This is a genomic window from Thiobacter sp. AK1 (genome assembly GCF_039822265.1).
In the GTDB taxonomy this organism is placed as follows: domain Bacteria; phylum Pseudomonadota; class Gammaproteobacteria; order Burkholderiales; family Thiobacteraceae; genus Thiobacter; species Thiobacter aerophilum.
The window spans coordinates 16,792-32,453 of the sequence record NZ_JBAJEX010000003.1 but is presented as its reverse complement, the minus strand read 5'-3'; the positions used below and the strand labels follow the sequence as shown (position 1 = coordinate 32,453).

At 64.3% G+C, this 15,662-nt stretch carries 13 protein-coding genes; 8 read left to right on the top strand and 5 right to left on the bottom strand.

Annotated elements, in window-relative coordinates:
- Positions 1–78: 78 nt before the first annotated feature.
- Positions 79–3,759 (bottom strand): methionine synthase, encoded by a 3,681-nt coding sequence (gene metH / locus V6E02_RS05075; protein ID WP_347307689.1) that lies wholly within the window; start codon positions 3,757–3,759, stop codon positions 79–81.
- Between the two features lie 80 nt (positions 3,760–3,839).
- Between metH and V6E02_RS05070 the strand changes: the two genes are divergently transcribed.
- Positions 3,840–4,226 (top strand): rhodanese-like domain-containing protein, encoded by a 387-nt coding sequence (locus tag V6E02_RS05070; protein ID WP_347307688.1) that lies wholly within the window; start codon positions 3,840–3,842, stop codon positions 4,224–4,226.
- 114 nt (positions 4,227–4,340) lie between these two features.
- Here the strand turns inward: V6E02_RS05070 and V6E02_RS05065 are convergent, their stop codons facing one another.
- Positions 4,341–5,390 carry a VIT1/CCC1 transporter family protein gene (locus tag V6E02_RS05065; RefSeq protein ID WP_347307687.1) on the bottom strand — a complete coding sequence of 350 codons (1,050 nt, stop codon included), beginning with the start codon at positions 5,388–5,390 and terminating at the stop codon, positions 4,341–4,343.
- 96 nt (positions 5,391–5,486) lie between these two features.
- Between V6E02_RS05065 and V6E02_RS05060 the strand changes: the two genes are divergently transcribed.
- Genes V6E02_RS05060 through V6E02_RS05045 form a run of 4 tightly spaced genes read left to right on the top strand, consistent with a single transcriptional unit; the run spans position 5,487 to position 8,742 of the window.
- Positions 5,487–6,473 carry a GGDEF domain-containing protein gene (locus V6E02_RS05060; RefSeq protein WP_347307686.1) on the top strand — a complete coding sequence of 329 codons (987 nt, stop codon included), beginning with the start codon at positions 5,487–5,489 and terminating at the stop codon, positions 6,471–6,473.
- On the top strand, positions 6,470–7,507 hold the full coding sequence (locus V6E02_RS05055) for a SpoIIE family protein phosphatase (RefSeq protein WP_347307685.1): 1,038 nt from the start codon (positions 6,470–6,472) through the stop codon (positions 7,505–7,507). Before V6E02_RS05060 ends, V6E02_RS05055 begins: the two co-directional genes overlap by 4 nt.
- A 33-nt stretch (positions 7,508–7,540) precedes the next feature.
- Positions 7,541–8,407 (top strand): STAS domain-containing protein, encoded by an 867-nt coding sequence (locus V6E02_RS05050; RefSeq protein ID WP_347307684.1) that lies wholly within the window; start codon positions 7,541–7,543, stop codon positions 8,405–8,407.
- A complete protein-coding gene (locus tag V6E02_RS05045; protein WP_347307683.1) occupies positions 8,404–8,742 on the top strand; it encodes an STAS domain-containing protein in 339 nt (112 codons plus the stop codon). The genes V6E02_RS05050 and V6E02_RS05045 overlap by 4 nt, the downstream gene beginning before the upstream one ends.
- 105 nt (positions 8,743–8,847) lie before the next feature.
- On the opposite strand, the gene V6E02_RS05040 is transcribed toward V6E02_RS05045, so the two are convergent.
- From V6E02_RS05040 to V6E02_RS05030, 3 genes are all read right to left on the bottom strand, one after another.
- On the bottom strand, positions 8,848–10,344 hold the full coding sequence (locus V6E02_RS05040; RefSeq protein WP_347307682.1) for a YifB family Mg chelatase-like AAA ATPase: 1,497 nt from the start codon (positions 10,342–10,344) through the stop codon (positions 8,848–8,850).
- Positions 10,345–10,353: 9 nt separating this feature from the next.
- Entirely contained in the window at positions 10,354–10,629 is a 276-nt protein-coding gene (locus tag V6E02_RS05035; protein WP_347307681.1) for an accessory factor UbiK family protein, read from the bottom strand.
- Positions 10,630–10,712: 83 nt separating this feature from the next.
- A complete protein-coding gene (locus V6E02_RS05030; RefSeq protein ID WP_347307680.1) occupies positions 10,713–12,209 on the bottom strand; it encodes a high affinity choline transporter 1 in 1,497 nt (498 codons plus the stop codon).
- A gap of 341 nt (positions 12,210–12,550) precedes the next feature.
- Here V6E02_RS05030 and V6E02_RS05025 point away from each other — a divergent pair, with 341 nt between their 5' ends.
- Genes V6E02_RS05025 through V6E02_RS05015 form a run of 3 tightly spaced genes read left to right on the top strand, consistent with a single transcriptional unit; the run spans position 12,551 to position 15,239 of the window.
- Positions 12,551–13,369 carry a TorF family putative porin gene (locus V6E02_RS05025; protein ID WP_347307679.1) on the top strand — a complete coding sequence of 273 codons (819 nt, stop codon included), beginning with the start codon at positions 12,551–12,553 and terminating at the stop codon, positions 13,367–13,369.
- A gap of 15 nt (positions 13,370–13,384) precedes the next feature.
- Positions 13,385–13,723, top strand: coding sequence for a P-II family nitrogen regulator (glnK, locus tag V6E02_RS05020; RefSeq protein ID WP_347307678.1), 339 nt, complete (start codon positions 13,385–13,387; stop codon positions 13,721–13,723).
- 10 nt (positions 13,724–13,733) lie between these two features.
- Positions 13,734–15,239, top strand: a complete 1,506-nt coding sequence (locus V6E02_RS05015) for an ammonium transporter (protein ID WP_347307677.1) — start codon at positions 13,734–13,736, stop codon at positions 15,237–15,239.
- Positions 15,240–15,662: the final 423 nt, after the last annotated feature.

Sequence of the window (15,662 nt, the reverse complement as noted above, 5' to 3'; positions counted from 1 at the left end):
CCCGCCGTTTGTAGCCATCGCGGCGGGCGACCGTGGTCAGCCGACCGCTTTCCCACTGCGGTGTCAGGGCGCGCCCCTTCACAATAGCGGCGCGAGCCAGCGTTCGGCGGTGTCCAGGTCCCATCCCTTGCGCCGGGCGTAGTCTTCCAGCTGGTCGCGGCCGATCTTGCCCACGGCGAAGTAGTGGGCCTGCGGGTGGGAGAAGTAGAAGCCAGACACCGCCGCTGCGGGCCACATGGCGTAGCTTTCGGTGAGGCTGACACCGGCATTTTCCGGGGCATTGAGCAGTGCGAACAGGGGGCCTTTTTCCGTGTGGTCCGGACAGGCCGGGTAGCCCGGCGCGGGGCGGATGCCCTGGTATTTCTCCTCGATGAGCGCCTCGTTGGAGAGGGCTTCATTCGGCGCGTAGCCCCAAAACTCCCGGCGCACGCGTGCATGCATTAGCTCGGCGAAGGCTTCCGCCAACCGGTCGGCCAGCGCCTTGAGCATGATGGCTTGGTAGTCGTCGTGGCGCGCTTCGAATTCGGCGAGCTTTTTTTCGATGCCGATGCCGGCGGTGACCACGAAGGCGCCGATGTAGTCGCGCACGCCCGTGGCCTTGGGCGCGATGAAATCGGCTAAGGCGTAGTTGAAGCGGTCGGAGGGCTTTTCCATCTGCTGGCGCAGGGTGTGATAGACCATGGCGATCTCGCAGCGCGATTCATCGGTGTAGATCTCGATGTCGTCGCCCACGGCGTTGGCGGGAAACAGGCCGATCACCGCGTTGGCGGTGAGCCACTTCTCGCGGATGATGTCGGCAAGCATGCCTTGGGCATCCTGATACAGCTTGCGCGCCTCGCTGCCCACCACCGCGTCGTCCAGGATCTTGGGAAACCTGCCATGCAGATCCCAGGTCTGGAAGAAGGGCGTCCAGTCGATGTAGCGGGCGACGTCCTGAAGGGGATAATCCCGGAAGGCGCGCGTCCCGAGCTGGCGCGGCACCGGCGGCGTGTAGTGGGACCAGTCGATCGACAGGGCATTGGCGCGTGCCGCTTCCAGGGGAATCAGACGCGAACGTTCGCCCTTGGCGAGATGACGCGCCCGAACCTGGTCGTAGTCGGCGCGGATTTTCGCGATGTAGGCCTCGCGTTGCTCGTCGGAAAGCAAGCTGGTACACACGCCCACCGAGCGGGAGGCATCCTTCACATATACCACCGGCCCGCTGTAATGGGGCGCGATCTTCACCGCGGTGTGGGCAAGCGAGGTGGTGGCGCCGCCGATGAGTAGCGGCACGCTGAAGTTCTGGCGCTCCATCTCCTTGGCCACGAAAGCCATTTCCTCCAGCGACGGGGTGATCAAGCCCGACAGACCGATGATGTCGGCCTGCTCTTCGCGGGCGGTATCCAGAATTTTGGCGGCGGGCACCATCACGCCCAGATCCACCACCTCATAGTTGTTGCAGGCGAGCACCACGGCCACGATGTTCTTGCCGATGTCGTGGACGTCGCCCTTGACCGTGGCCAGCACGATCTTGCCCTTGGCGCGATTATCGCCACTGGCGGCCTTTTCCGCCTCGATGTAGGGAACCAGGTACGCCACTGCTTGCTTCATCACACGCGCGGATTTCACCACCTGGGGCAGGAACATCTTGCCGGAACCGAACAGGTCGCCCACCACGTTCATGCCGGCCATGAGTGGACCTTCAATGACTTGGATGGGGCGCTCGAACTTCTGGCGGGCTTCCTCTGTGTCCTCGATGATGTAGGTGGTGATGCCCTTCACCAGTGCGTGGGTGAGGCGTTCTTCCACCGGCAGCTGGCGCCAGGCGAGATCCTCCACTTGCTCCTTGCTCTGGCCCTTGTAGCGTTCGGCGAATTCCACCAGACGTTCCGTGGCGTCGGGCCGGCGGTTCAACAACACGTCTTCGACGCGTTGCCTGAGTTCCGGGTCGATTTCCTCATAGACGCCGAGCTGGCCGGCGTTGACGATGCCCATGTCCATGCCGGCGCGGATGGCATGGTAGAGGAAGCAGGTGTGGATGGCCTCGCGCACCGGCTCGTTGCCGCGGAAGGAGAAGGAGACATTGGACACGCCGCCGCTCACCTTGGCATGGGGTAGATGCTGCTTGATCCAGCGGGTAGCCTCGATGAAATCCACCGCGTAGTTGTTGTGCTCCTCGATGCCGGTGGCCACCGCGAAGATGTTGGGGTCGAAGATGATGTCCTCGGCGGGGAAGCCATCCTCGGTGAGCAGCCGGTATGAGCGGGCGCAGATGTCGATCTTGCGCTGATAGCTATCGGCCTGGCCCTTTTCGTCGAAGGCCATCACCACGACCGCCGCACCGTAACGGCGGGCGAGCCGGGCGCGCTCTAAGAACTCCGTCTCGCCTTCCTTGAGCGAAATGGAATTGACGATGCCCTTGCCCTGGATGCATTTGAGCCCCGCCTCAACCACGCTCCACTTGGACGAATCGATCATGATGGGAACGCGCGCGATGTCCGGCTCGGAGGCTACTAGATTGAGGAACTTCACCATGGCCGCCTCGGAATCCAGCATCGCCTCGTCCATGTTGACGTCGATGATCTGGGCGCCGTTCTCCACCTGTTGGCGCGCCACGTCCAGGGCCTTGTCGTATTCGCCGTTGAGGATCAAGCGGGCGAACAGGCGTGAGCCGGTGACATTGGTACGCTCACCGATGTTTACGAACAGCGAGCCCTCGCACACGTTGAGCGCTTCCAGCCCAGACAGGCGCAGGCAGGGCGAAACGGTTGGAATGCGCCGCGGTGGCAGGCCCGCCACGGCCTCGGCCACCGCGCGGATGTGGGCCGGTGTGGTGCCGCAGCAGCCACCAACGATGTTGAGGATGCCGTCCTCAGCCCAGGCGCGAATCTCCGCCGCCAAGTGCTCCGGCGTCTCGTCATAGCCGGTTTCCGACAGGGGATTGGGCAGGCCCGCGTTGGGATGCGCCGAGACATAGACGTCTGCCTTGCGCGCGATCTCCTCCACGTAGGGTCTGAGCTTGTCCGCCCCGAGGGCGCAGTTGAAGCCCACCGACAGGGGCTCGGCGTGGCGCAGGCTATTGTAGAAGCCTTCTGCCGTCTGACCGGTGAGGGTGCGGCCGGATTCGTCGGTGATGGTGCCGGAAATCATGATGGGCAGCCGGCGTCCGATGCGATCGAAATAATCCTGCACCGCGAACACCGCTGCCTTGGCGTTCAAGGTGTCGAAGATGGTTTCGATCAGGATCAGATCCGCTCCACCCTGGACCAGGCCGTCCACCGCTTCGCCGTAGGCCGCCACCAGTTCGTCGAAGGTTACGTTGCGCAACCCTGGATCGTTTACGTCTGGAGAAATGGTCGCGGTGCGATTGGTGGGGCCAAGCACCCCGGCGACGAAGCGTGGCTTGGTGGGGTCCTGTGCTTCGTACGCGTCTGCGACCGCGCGCGCCAGGCGCGCCGCCGCCAGGTTGATCTCGTGCACCAGGGATTCCATGCCGTAATCGGCCATGGCGATGCGGGTGGCGTTGAAGGTATTGGTCTCGATGATGTCCGCCCCCGCCTTGAGGTAGGCGGCATGAATGTCCCGGATCAGCTCCGGTCGGGTGAGCACCAGGAGATCGTTGTTGCCCTTGAGGTCGTGAGGCCAGTCGCGGAAGCGGCTGCCTCGGTAATCCGCTTCCGTGAGCTTGAAGGTCTGGATCATGGTGCCCATGGCGCCATCCAGCACCAGGATGCGGCTGGCAAGAAGCTCCGGCAGGCGGGCGATGCGATCGGCGGGCATGGACAAGGGCTTGAAAAAAGGGCCCAATGTTAGCACAGGGACGCTGGCCCGGCCTGCGTGCTTGAGCCTATACTGTTTCCATGAAGCACCTCAAGCCCAAGGAAGCCCACGAGTTTTTGCGTGCTCACCCGGAAGCGGTGTTCATCGACGTGCGCAGCGAATGGGAGTATCTGTTCGTGGGGCACCCCAAGGGGGCGTTGCTCATTCCTTGGGTGGACGGCCCCAACTGGGAGCGCAATCCCGAGTTCGTGGCCCACGTGAAACGGGCCACTTCCATCGACCGGCCGGTGGTCCTCATCTGCCGGAGCGGCAACCGTTCCCGCGATGCAGGCAAGGCCCTGGAAGAGGCGGGCTTCACCAAGGTGTACAACGTGGAGCACGGTTTCGAGGGTGACCTCAACGAGGACCACCAGCGCGGCAAGCTCAATGGCTGGCGCTTCGACGGCCTGCCTTGGGAGCAATGCTGAAGCGTGCGCCCCGAGCAATTCATCCCGATTGGCCGCGTGCGTGTCATACCGGTCGCGATGTCTCTGCTCGCCTCAGGGGCGCTCGCCCACCGGGTCCTGTTCATTGTGCCGAGGCTAGGCCAGGGTGACCCCCAGGGCCCGCCCGATCAGCCAGGTGGCGCCGCCGGCCGCGCCACCGATGGCCAGCATGCGCAAGCCACCGAGCCAGGCCGTGCGGCCGGTGAAGAGGGACAGGGTGGCGCCCACGGCGAACAGAGCGAGCGCCGTCAGACCCACCGCCACGGGCAGCGCGCGCGCGGCGTCGAACAGCACGAAGGGCAGCAGCGGCAGGGCGGCTCCGGCGGAAAAGGAAAGGAAAGAAAACACCGCTGCGGCGAGCGGCGAGCCCAGATCATCCGGGTCCAGACCCAGCTCTTCGCGGGCCAGGGTATCCAGGGCCCGGTCCGGATCGGCGATGAGCTTGGCGGCCAGGGCCCGTGCCTGCTCCCGCCCCATGCCCTTGTGTTCGAAAATGAGGGCGAGCTCCGCGGCTTCTTCTTCCGGATACTGCTCCAGCTCGGCGCGTTCCAAGCCGATCTGGTACTCGTACATCTCCCGTTGTGAGCGAACGCTTACATATTCGCCGGCGGCCATGGAGAAGGCGCCCGCCAATAGGCCCGCAATTCCCGAAAGAACGATCACGCCGCTGTCTGCGGGGCTTTGGGAGACCGCACCGGCCACGCCCAGGATCAGGCTGGCATTGGACACCAGCCCGTCGTTGACGCCGAAAACCGCGGCGCGCAGGTTGTTGCCGGCGCCCATGCCCTGGTGCCGCCGCCCCACCTGGGAGAAATCAGTGGGAATGGCATGGCCCACGGGCGCCTTGGTGTAGAGGGACATGCCGCGCACCTTCATGGCGGCCAGCACCGGGCGTAAGGGCCTGGGCCCCAGTCGCTTCACCAACCAGGCTACGAGCCGCGTGCGCAGGTCGGGCACATAGCGCGCCGGGGGCGTGTGGCCGGACTTACGCATTTCGCGCGCCCAGAGGTCGGCTTGTTCGTCTGCCGCGCGCGCCAGTTCCAGGAACAGGATCTGGCGCGGCGTGCCGGACTCGGCATCGGACACCACCCGGTAGAGGTAGGCGGAGCGCTTTTCCTCCCGCCAGCTTTCCAGTTCGTGCTGCATCGCTCCCCCTTTTAGGCCCTGGATTTCCGACAAACGGCTCAAGATTTCGTAGCCAAGCCCGATAACTTTCGCGTGTAACCGTCCATCGCGCAAAGAATGGCTACCGAGCTTTTGCGGCAGAATCTGGCGATCGAGCCGGATCTGCAGAATTTTATCGGCTTTGTGCTCACCGCGGTTTCCCGCCTCGGTGGCAATGCCTTCGCCGCCACGCCCGTGAGCATCGCCTTGGCCGAGCAGTTACGGAAGGCGGGGGCGGGGACCGGCTACCCCTTGCCCGTCAGTCTGAGCTTGGATCAGGGCGAGCTCAAGGTGCAATGGAACGGCGTTGAATCCATGAGCATCGTCCGCCTTACCCAGATGCCCAGCCAGACAGCTCTCTCCGAGCTGCGCCAGCACTTCCAGCGCTCCACCGAGATCGAGGATCCCGCCTTGCTTTTGCGGCGCAACGCGGAGATGGCCCGCTTTCTGGAGGAATCCCGGGCGCGCGCGGAGCGTGAGCTGACACGCATGCAAGCGGCTCTGGAAAAACGCCAGGCCGAACTCGCGGATACCCTGCGCCAGGCGGAGACCGACCCTTTGACCGGCCTTTACAACCGTCGCGCGTATGATGCCCGCATCGCTCAGGCCTTCATGCAGGCCATGAGTAGCGGCCAGGCCCTCACCCTGGCGTTGTGTGATCTGGATCACTTCAAGCGCATCAACGACGAACACGGCCATCAATATGGCGACGCCTATCTGTGCCGGATGGCCGAGGCCATGCGCTCGGTGATCCGCAGCGATACTGATGCCGCCTTCCGTTTCGGCGGCGACGAGTTCGCCCTCCTCTATCGTTGCGGCAAGGCTATCGCCCTGCGTCGGGTGCTCACCTTGCTCAAGGCCATGGACGGGCGCATCAGCGTGGGACTGGCATCCATCTCGGCGGAGGAGTCCTGCGCCGGCTCCCTTACGGACTTCATCGCCCGCGCCGACCGGGCCCTCTACGAAGCCAAGAACCGGGGCCGGGGCCGTGTCGTTGCCGAAACCTGCTGGCCAGATGGACGCCTCACCTACAGCGAGCACACCTTGGAGGAGGCCAACGCGTGACGGCACCGACCCTGCTCGATTCCAGTGCCTGCAAGCTGTTGTTTGCGGACGCCATCGGCAACGAGAGTGCCGGCATCCTGCTGCGCTCACGCCTGCAGTCGGTGGCGCGTAGGCTGGGATTTGCCGATGCGCGCCGAGAGAACATGGTGCTGGTGGCTTCCGAGATGGTGACCAACCTGATCAAACATGCCCACGGCCGCGGCGTGCTGCAGATCTGGCAGCAGCCGGGCAACGTACTGGATCTGCTTTCCTTCGATTACGGCCCCGGGGTGGAGAATCCGAGCCTTGCCCAGGCCGATGGTTTTTCCACCGCTGGCACCCTGGGCAAGGGCCTGGGCAGCATGCAGCGCCTGGCCGACCGCTTCGGCCTATTTTCCCAGCGCCCTAGCAGGGAGGAGGGCCGCTGGCATGGCACGGCAGTGTGGTGCCGCTTCGAGCCAGGCTCTCGACCACCGGCCCGCTACGAGGTGGGACTGTTCGTGCGCTCGCTGGCGGACGACCGCCACAACGGCGACCACATCTACCTGCACGAAGATGGGGAACGTCTGCGTTTGCTGCACCTGGATGGGCTGGGACATGGCGCGGAGGCGGCCTATGCCACCAGCCATCTGGCGCGCCAGTTGGCGGAGGCGGAGAGCTTGCCCGCTCTCGTGGACCGGGTGGATCGCCAGCTGCGCTCCACCACGCGGGGCGCGGTGGCCATTGCCTGCGAGCTGCTGCCGCGGCAGCGTCGGCTCACGCTGATGGGCGTGGGCGACATGGCTGGCCATGTCTGCCGCGACGGCACAGTAGACCGCTACGCTTTTGCCCCGGGCGTGCTGGGGCGGGAACACAAGACGCCGAGACCGGTGGAGGTTGCGCTCGAACCAGGTGCGGTGCTGGTGTCCACCAGCGATGGCATCCGCCGCGGCTGGGACGAGAAAACCTTCCCGGGCTTGTGCCGCCAGCATCCGCAGCTCGTGGCTTATGTGCTGGGCAATTCCATGGCGCGCCTCACCGACGACCAGTCGGTGTGCGTGCTGCGATACAACTGATCCGATGCCTCGGCATCTGCTAGGAGACACCCCATGCTCAAGAACGTCACCCAAGCCAAGAACAGTCTCATCGAGCAGCTCAAGTTGCAGGTGGGCCACATATCTAACCGCATCGAGGCACAGGGCCAGGCCGTGTTCGGCGAAGGGAATGTGTTGTCCACCGACGAGATCACCGATCTCAGCGTGCAGTTCCTGGAACTCATGGTCATGCTGCTGGACACGGAAAATCCGCTGGATTCCCAGCAACCCGCGTTCCGGGCGCTGAAGACTTTCTTCGGCAATATTTCCAAGCAGATCGTGGCCCGTGGCGGACGCATGGAGGACTTCGTGCGCTACATGCAATTCCTGCAGCGCTGCTTCATCGAGTCCCTAGGGCAGGACGAGAAGGTGGCGCCGGAGGAGATGCGCGCCATCCTGCTTTTGCTTTCCAGCGTGTTCAACGAGTTGCTGTTGGCGGTGTTCCAGACTTATCTCGAAGAGAAAGAGCGCACCATCGAGGCCCAGCAGCGGGAGCTGCGCGAGACCTCCACGCCCATCACCGAGATCTGGGATGGTGTGCTGACGCTGCCCATCATTGGCACGCTGGACTCCTCGCGCACCCTGCTCATCATGGAGGCCTTGTTGAACCGCATTGCCCAGGAGCGCGCCAGCGCGGTGGTGATGGACGTCACCGGCGTGCATACCGTGGACTCCCAGGTTTCCCACCACATGATCCAAATGGTGCGCGCAATCCAGCTGATGGGCGCGACGGCCATCCTCACCGGCATCCGCCCCGAGATCGCACGCGCCATGACCAGCCTCAACATCGACCTGGGCAATGTCACCACCCGCGCCACGCTGTCCGACGGGCTGAAGGAAGCCTTCCGCTTGTTGGGCGTGCATGTGAGCCGCGCGGCATGAACCTGGGCGGCATCCACCTCACGCGCGTGGGCGGCGGCGCCATGCTGGCCGAACCCAGCCGCGCCCTGGATCTGTCGGACACTGCTTTCGTGCTGGAAGCCATTCTCGCCCAACTGCACAAGCACAGGGCAGACCGCCTGTATTACGACCTGGCGGACGTGCCGGTGATCGACACCGTGCACTACGCGTGGCTGGAAAGCCTGGCGCGCGCCTGTCGCGCCATCAACGTGCGCATGATTTGCATCCACATGCAGCCCACCGCCGCCTTCGGTCTGGCTACCTTTCTCCAGGACCCACCCAGCTTCGACACCGCCCTGGACATGGAAGCGCGGTAAGCGCAGGGGCCACGGCCTGCTTTCCCGGCGGGCGACGAGGGTGCCCATGGCGCTTACGAGGGGCGCTCGGCGGTCGAGGGATCGCTGGGGGATGGGGCGGGCGCGTCAGGCATCCATGCCACGCCGATACTGAATGGCCTCGGCGATGTGGGAATCTAGGATCGTGGGGCGATCTTCCAGATCGGCGATGGTGCGAGCGAGCTTGAGGATGCGGTGATAGGCGCGCGCGGACAGGGACAGGCGTGCGATGGCCTGCCTGAGGAGGCGCTCGCCTGCGGCATCGGGCCGGCAGTGCTGGTCGATTTCGGCGGGCGTGAGTTGGGCGTTGGGTTTGCCCTGGCGCGCCGTCATGCGGGCGCGGGCTGCTTCCACCCGGGCCCGAATAACCGCCGAGGGCTGGCCGGCGGGCGCGCTCATCAGCTCGGTCTCCGGCAGGGCCGGCACCTCGATCTGGATGTCGATGCGGTCCAGCAGCGGGCCCGATATCTTCGCCCGGTAGCGGGCGACCTGGTCCGGGGTACAACGGCAGCGTCCAGAGGGGTGGCCCAGGTAGCCGCAGGGGCAGGGGTTCATCGCTGCGATGAGCTGGAAACGCGCGGGAAATTCCGCCTGGTTGGCCGCGCGCGAAATGTGGATGCGGCCCGCCTCCAGGGGCTCACGCAACACCTCCAGGACACGCCGGTCGAATTCCGGCAACTCGTCCAGAAACAGCACGCCATGATGGGCCAGCGAAATCTCGCCGGGGCGGGGGTTGCTGCCGCCGCCCACCAGCGCCACCGCGGAGGCCGTGTGATGGGGAGCACGAAACGGTCGCACGCGCCAGTTTTCCAGCCGGAAGCCGCCGCTGCCCAATGACTGGATGGCGGCGGATTCCAATGCCTCCGCCTCGCTCATGGCCGGCAGGATGCTGGGTAGGCGCGCCGCCAGCATGGACTTGCCGGTGCCGGGCGGACCGCTCATCAGCACGCTGTGGGCCCCTGCCGCTGCCACTTCCAAGGCGCGCTTTGCCTGGGCCTGCCCCTTTACCTCGGCGAAATCCGCAAGCAGAGGGGAGGCGAGCGTCGGTTGGCCGCGGTAGCGGGAAAGCCGCTCGCCGCCCGCGAAGTGGTTGCAGACTTCGAGCAGAGTGCGCGCAGGATAGACCTCCACGTCCCCCGCTAGCGCGGCTTCCGCCGCATTCTCCGCCGGTAACACGAAGGCTCGTCCGCTGTGCCCTGCACGCCAAGTCATGGCCAGTGCGCCACGCACTGGTCGTAGCGCGCCGGTGAGGGCGAGCTCGCCGGCGAACTCGAAACGCGACAACTGTTCGGCGGGAATCTGACCCGAAGCGGCGAGGATGGCGAGCGCAATGGGCAGATCGAAGGCACCGCCCTCCTTGGGCAGGTCGGCCGGTGCCAGATTCACCGTGATGCGCCGGGCGGGGAAATCGAAGCGCGCGGTCTGGATCGCGGCGCGCACACGGTCTCGCGCTTCCTTCACCTCTGCCTCCGGCAGACCGACGATGGTGAAGGCCGGTAGCCCATTGGCCAAATGCGCCTCCACCGTTACCAGCGGCGCCTCCACACCGGAAAGGGCGCGGCTGAAGAGTACGGCCAGGCTCATGGGGCGGCGTCAGGCCTCGGGCGGGGTCGTTGTGGGCGGCGCCGGCTCTGGCGGGGCAGCGGTCTCTAGCGCGGCCACCTTCCTTTCCAAGGCCTCCAGCTTCTCCCGGGTGCGAGCGAGCACTGCCTGCTGCGCTTCGAACTCTTCCCGCGTCACCAGGTCGAGGCGGGTAAAGACACTCGTCAGCAGCGCGCGCAGGTTTTTCTCCACGTCGGCAGCCGGCGACTGGGAGAACACCTCCCGGATCCGGACCGATAACTCGTCCAAGAACTTGGCGCTCAGCATGGTCACCTCCAAAAATGGCGAGTGTAGCAGAGCCGCCATGCCGCGCGCGGAAGGCTCGCCAGGGCTGGGCGGGCCTTGCGCCGTCAATGATGGGAATGTGGCCGAGTGCCTGGAGGCAGCGGATGGGCGGCGTGATGGTGCAGGAATTCGTGCTCCGGCCGCTCGGGCAGGGGATGGGGCACGAACTGCGGCATGAGTGAGCCGATGATCATGCCGGCAAGGCTGGCGAGCAGGCCGGCGAACTGCGCCGGCATGAAGGGATCGTCCGGCCCGAAGATCAGCAGCGACAGCCACACCGCGAGACCGAAGAAAATCGCCATCAGCGCGCCCTGGTTGGTGGCGCGCTTCCAGTACACGCCGAAGGCCAGCGGCACGAAGGCCACCACCAACGTCACCTGATAGGCGTTCTCGACCATCTTGAAAATGCTCGCCTTCGAATACATGGCATAAAGCGTCACCAAAAGCGTGAAGAGAAGCGTGACGATGCGCATGGACTTGAGCAGCTTCTTGTCCGTCATATGGGGCACCATCGGGCGCAGGATGTTTTCGGTGAAAGTGACCGAGGGCGCGAGCAGGGTGGCCGAGGCGCAGCTTTTGATGGCCGAGAGCAAGGCGCCGAAGAACATGATCTGGGCGAACAGCGGGGCTTTCTCCAACACCAGCGTGGGCAGGATGAGTTGCGAGTCTTCCTCCATCAGCCGGTTCACCATGGCCGGGTCGATGAGCGTGGCGGAATAGGCCAGGAACATGGGGACGAAAGCGAACAGGAAGTAGAGCACGCCGCCTAGCACCGAACCCCAGACGGCGATGCGCACGGTCTTGGACGACTGCACCCGCTGGAACACATCCTGCTGCGGAATGGAGCCAAACATCATGGTCACCAAGGCCGCGGCGAAGGCGATGATCTCCTTCAAATCCGGCCCCGGGCCGAAGGCGAGCTTGCCTGCCTGATGGGCGTGCAGCACCACCGCGTCCACACCGCCCACCATGCCGCTCACCTCATTGCCGATCCACAGCATGCCGATGACGATGATGATCATCTGGACGAAGTCGGTGATGGCCACCGCCCACATGCCGCCGAAGAAGGTATACACGAGAATGGTGACCGAACCGATCCACATGCCCGCCAGCCGACTGATCTCGCCCCCAGACACCACGTTGAACACCAATCCCAAGGCGGTGATCTGCGCGCCCACCCAGCCCAGGTAGGAGATCACGATGGCAATGGTGGTCAGCACTTCCACGCTGCGGCTGTAGCGCCGTTTGTAGAAGTCGCCGATGGTGAGCAGGTTCATCTTATAAAGCGGCGCCGCAAAGAACAGCCCGACCAGGATCAGGCACATGCTGGAGCCGAAGGGGTCGGCCACCACACCGTTGAGGCCTTCCTTGAGGAAGGTCGCGGGAATCCCCAGCACGGTTTCGGAGCCGAACCAGGTGGCGAACACCGTCGCCGTGACCATGTAGAAGGGCAAATGCCGCCCGGCGATGGCGAAGTCCTTGGTGTTGTGCACGCGGGTGGCAGCCCACAGGCCGATGGCCACCGAGACCACCCAGTAGCCGATGACGAACCAGAGCAGCATGGCGTTCCCTGCGGGAAAAGGTAGAGCTGCCGATTATAGCGAACAAGCCCTCTGCACTTGAGCCGCATGATGGCTTGGGCTTATCGATACCCCCTATACACTCGACCTGCCTTACGCCGTTCTCGTCGGCCAGCTCAAGCATCCACCCTGGCTTGCCTTCTCCTGTCCGCCTTCGGATGGTGCACCAGGGGGCAAGGCATGCACCAAAGCGAGGCACTACCCGCCATGGGTAGCAGTGCTCTAGCGAATTGAAAACACTCTGGTTTTTGAGATGGCACGCATCCTGCTGGATCACCGCTGCGTGTTTTTTCATCAACTCATCGGCAAAGAAAGGAAGAGGCATGAATACCCTCCGCTCCATGACCCACACCCTGGCTGCAGCGGGACTGCTCACGACGGTGGTGCCGGCATTCGCCGACAACGCAGCCCCCCTGACCGCCAACGTCGGCATCACCAGCGACTACGTCTTCCGCGGTGTGTCCCAGACCCAAGGGGGACCTGCCATCCAGGGCGGGATCGATTATGCGCACCCGAGCGGTTTCTATGTCGGTACCTGGGCTTCCAATGTGTCCTGGGTCTCGGTGCGTTCCTTCAAGGACAGCAACGGCACCGTGACGACGGGCGATCCCTTCAAGGAAAACAACAGCATGGAATGGGACTTCTACGGTGGCTACAAAGCCTCCGCGGGGGACTTCGGCTATGACCTGGGCGTGATCACCTACTATTACCCGGGCAACAAGACCGCCGGGGCGAAATCGCCGGACACCACGGAGGTCTATCTGGGTGGCAGCTGGAAGTTTCTCAGCGTCAAGTACAGCCACGTGGTTTCCGAGAACTTCATCGGCTGGTACGACTTCACCAACAACCGCAATACCCGCGGCAGCCACTACCTGGAGCTCAACGCCAACTATGACCTGGGCGGCGGCTGGGGCGTGCTGGGCCATGTGGGGCATCAGACCGTCAAGCATGTCGGCGATGCCAGCTACACCGATTGGAAAGTCGGCGTGAGCAAGGACGTTGGCTTTGGCGTGATCACCCTGGCCTACACGGATACCAATGCGAAGGACTGGGCCTACGACTGGTCCACTTCGGCCAACGGCACCGATTTCAAGAAGGTTGCAGATGGCCGTGCCTTCGTGTCTTTCACCAAATCTTTCTGAATGGAGGCCACAGCCATGAAATTCGTCACGGCCATCATCAAGCCGTTCAAGCTGGACGAGGTGCGTGAGGCGCTGTCCGCCATTGGCGTGCAGGGCGTCACCGTCACCGAGGTCAAGGGCTTCGGACGGCAGAAGGGACACACGGAGCTCTACCGCGGCGCGGAATACGTGGTGGATTTTCTACCCAAGGTCAAGGTCGAGGTCGCCATCAAGGCCGACATGCTCGACCCGGTCCTGGAAGCGATCATGAAGTCGGCCAACACCGGCAAGATCGGCGACGGCAAGATCTTCGTGTTCGAGCTCGAACAAGTGGTGCGCATCCGTACCGGTGAGACCGGTCCGGATGCGCTGTAAGGAGGCCGACATGAAAAAACTCATCGCAGTCCTGGCGCTGTTCGGTGCCATCGGCTTCGCCACCCCCATCCTCGCGGAAGACGCGCCCGCGCCAGCTCCCGCCGCCGCAGCACCCGCGGCCGAGGCGGCCGCGCCTGCAGCGGCTTCCGCTCAGGCCGCCCCGGCGGCGCCTGCCGCCGCGCCCGCACCGACGCCGAACAAGGGCGACGTGTCGTGGATGCTGGTATCGACCCTGCTGGTGCTGATGATGGCCGTTCCTGGTCTCGCGTTGTTCTATGGCGGCCTGGTGCGCAGCAAGAACACCCTCTCGGTGCTGATGCAGGTGATGGTGACGTTCTCGCTGATCCTGGTGCTGTGGGCCATCTATGGCTACAGCCTCGCGTTCACCGAGGGCAATGCCTTCATCGGCGGTTTCGACCGGCTGTTCCTGAAGGGGATGTTCGACGCTTCTGCCGGCACCCTGTCCATGGGCGCGACTTTCAGCAAGGGTGTGGTCATTCCAGAGCTGCTGTTCGCGGCCTTCCAGGCCACCTTTGCCGGTATCACCTGCGCGCTCATCGTCGGGTCCTTTGCCGAGCGCATGAGGTTCTCGGCCGTGCTACTTTTCATGGCGCTGTGGTTCACCCTGAGCTATGTGCCCATTGCGCACATGGTCTGGTTCTGGATGGGGCCGGACGCTTACACCAGCAAAGAGGTGGTGGATGCCATGAACGCCAAGGCCGGGCTGCTTTGGCAGTGGGGCGCGCTGGACTTCGCGGGGGGAACCGTGGTGCACATCAACGCCGGTGTGGCCGGTCTGGTGGGCGCTTACCTCCTGGGCAAACGCATCGGATATGGCAAGGAGGCGATGCCGCCACATAACTTGACCATGACCATGATCGGCGCTTCCCTGCTGTGGGCGGGCTGGTTTGGCTTCAACGCCGGCTCCGCGCTGGAAGCAGGCAACGCCGCCGTGCTGGCCTTCTTCAACACCATGCTGGCCACCGCCGCCGCGGTGCTGTCCTGGACCTTTGCCGAGTGGATGCTGAAGGGCAAACCCTCCATGCTGGGTGCAGCCTCTGGCGCGGTCGCGGGTCTGGTTGCGATCACGCCCGCGGCCGGCAACGTGGGCATGATGGGTGGCCTGGTGATCGGCCTGGTGGCAGGCATTGTCTGCCTGTGGGGCGTGACCAGCCTGAAAAAGCTCTTGGGTGCGGACGATTCGCTGGACGTGTTTGGCGTGCATGGCATCGGCGGCATCGTCGGCGCCCTGCTCACTGGCGTGTTCAACACCCAGGCTCTGGGCGGGCCGGGCCTGGTTACCGACTGGGTCACCGCGACCGTCGGTTCCAACGCCATCCTGGATCAGGTGTGGATCCAGGCCAAGGCGGTGGGCGTGAGTGTGTCGTGGTCTGCGGTGGCGGCGTTCGTTTCCTACAAGATCGCCGATCTGGTGATCGGGCTGCGCGTGCCGGAAGAACAAGAGCGCGAAGGCCTGGATGTGTCTGAGCATGGGGAACGGGCCTACACGCTGTAACTCTTCTCGCCAGCCTCCTGGAAATGGGGTTCGGGCGCCTTACCTGGACTTGATGCGCTTAAAGAGGTGCTGCGCCTTGTCAAGCGAGAACGCTAGCTGCGATCTCACGTAGCTATTGAGCTTTACGAAAATAGTTGACAGGCTGCGTAAGTCAAACGTCATTCCCGCGAAAGCGGGAATCCAGAGATTTCTGGCCATCCCTGGGTCCCCGCCTTCGCGGGGACGACGCACGAGGAAGTGCGCCCGCCGCTGCGCAAGCGCCGGGTCCCCGCTTTCGCGGGGCAGCCACAAACATAGGGCTCAATAGGCGGGAACGGCTTATTGCATGGCCGTCTGCCTGGTTCCCCGCTTGCGCGGGCAGAACGGAGAGACCTCATGCCCTTGCGTGGTGCGCAATGCGCTACAATCGCCGCGTCCCCGCCG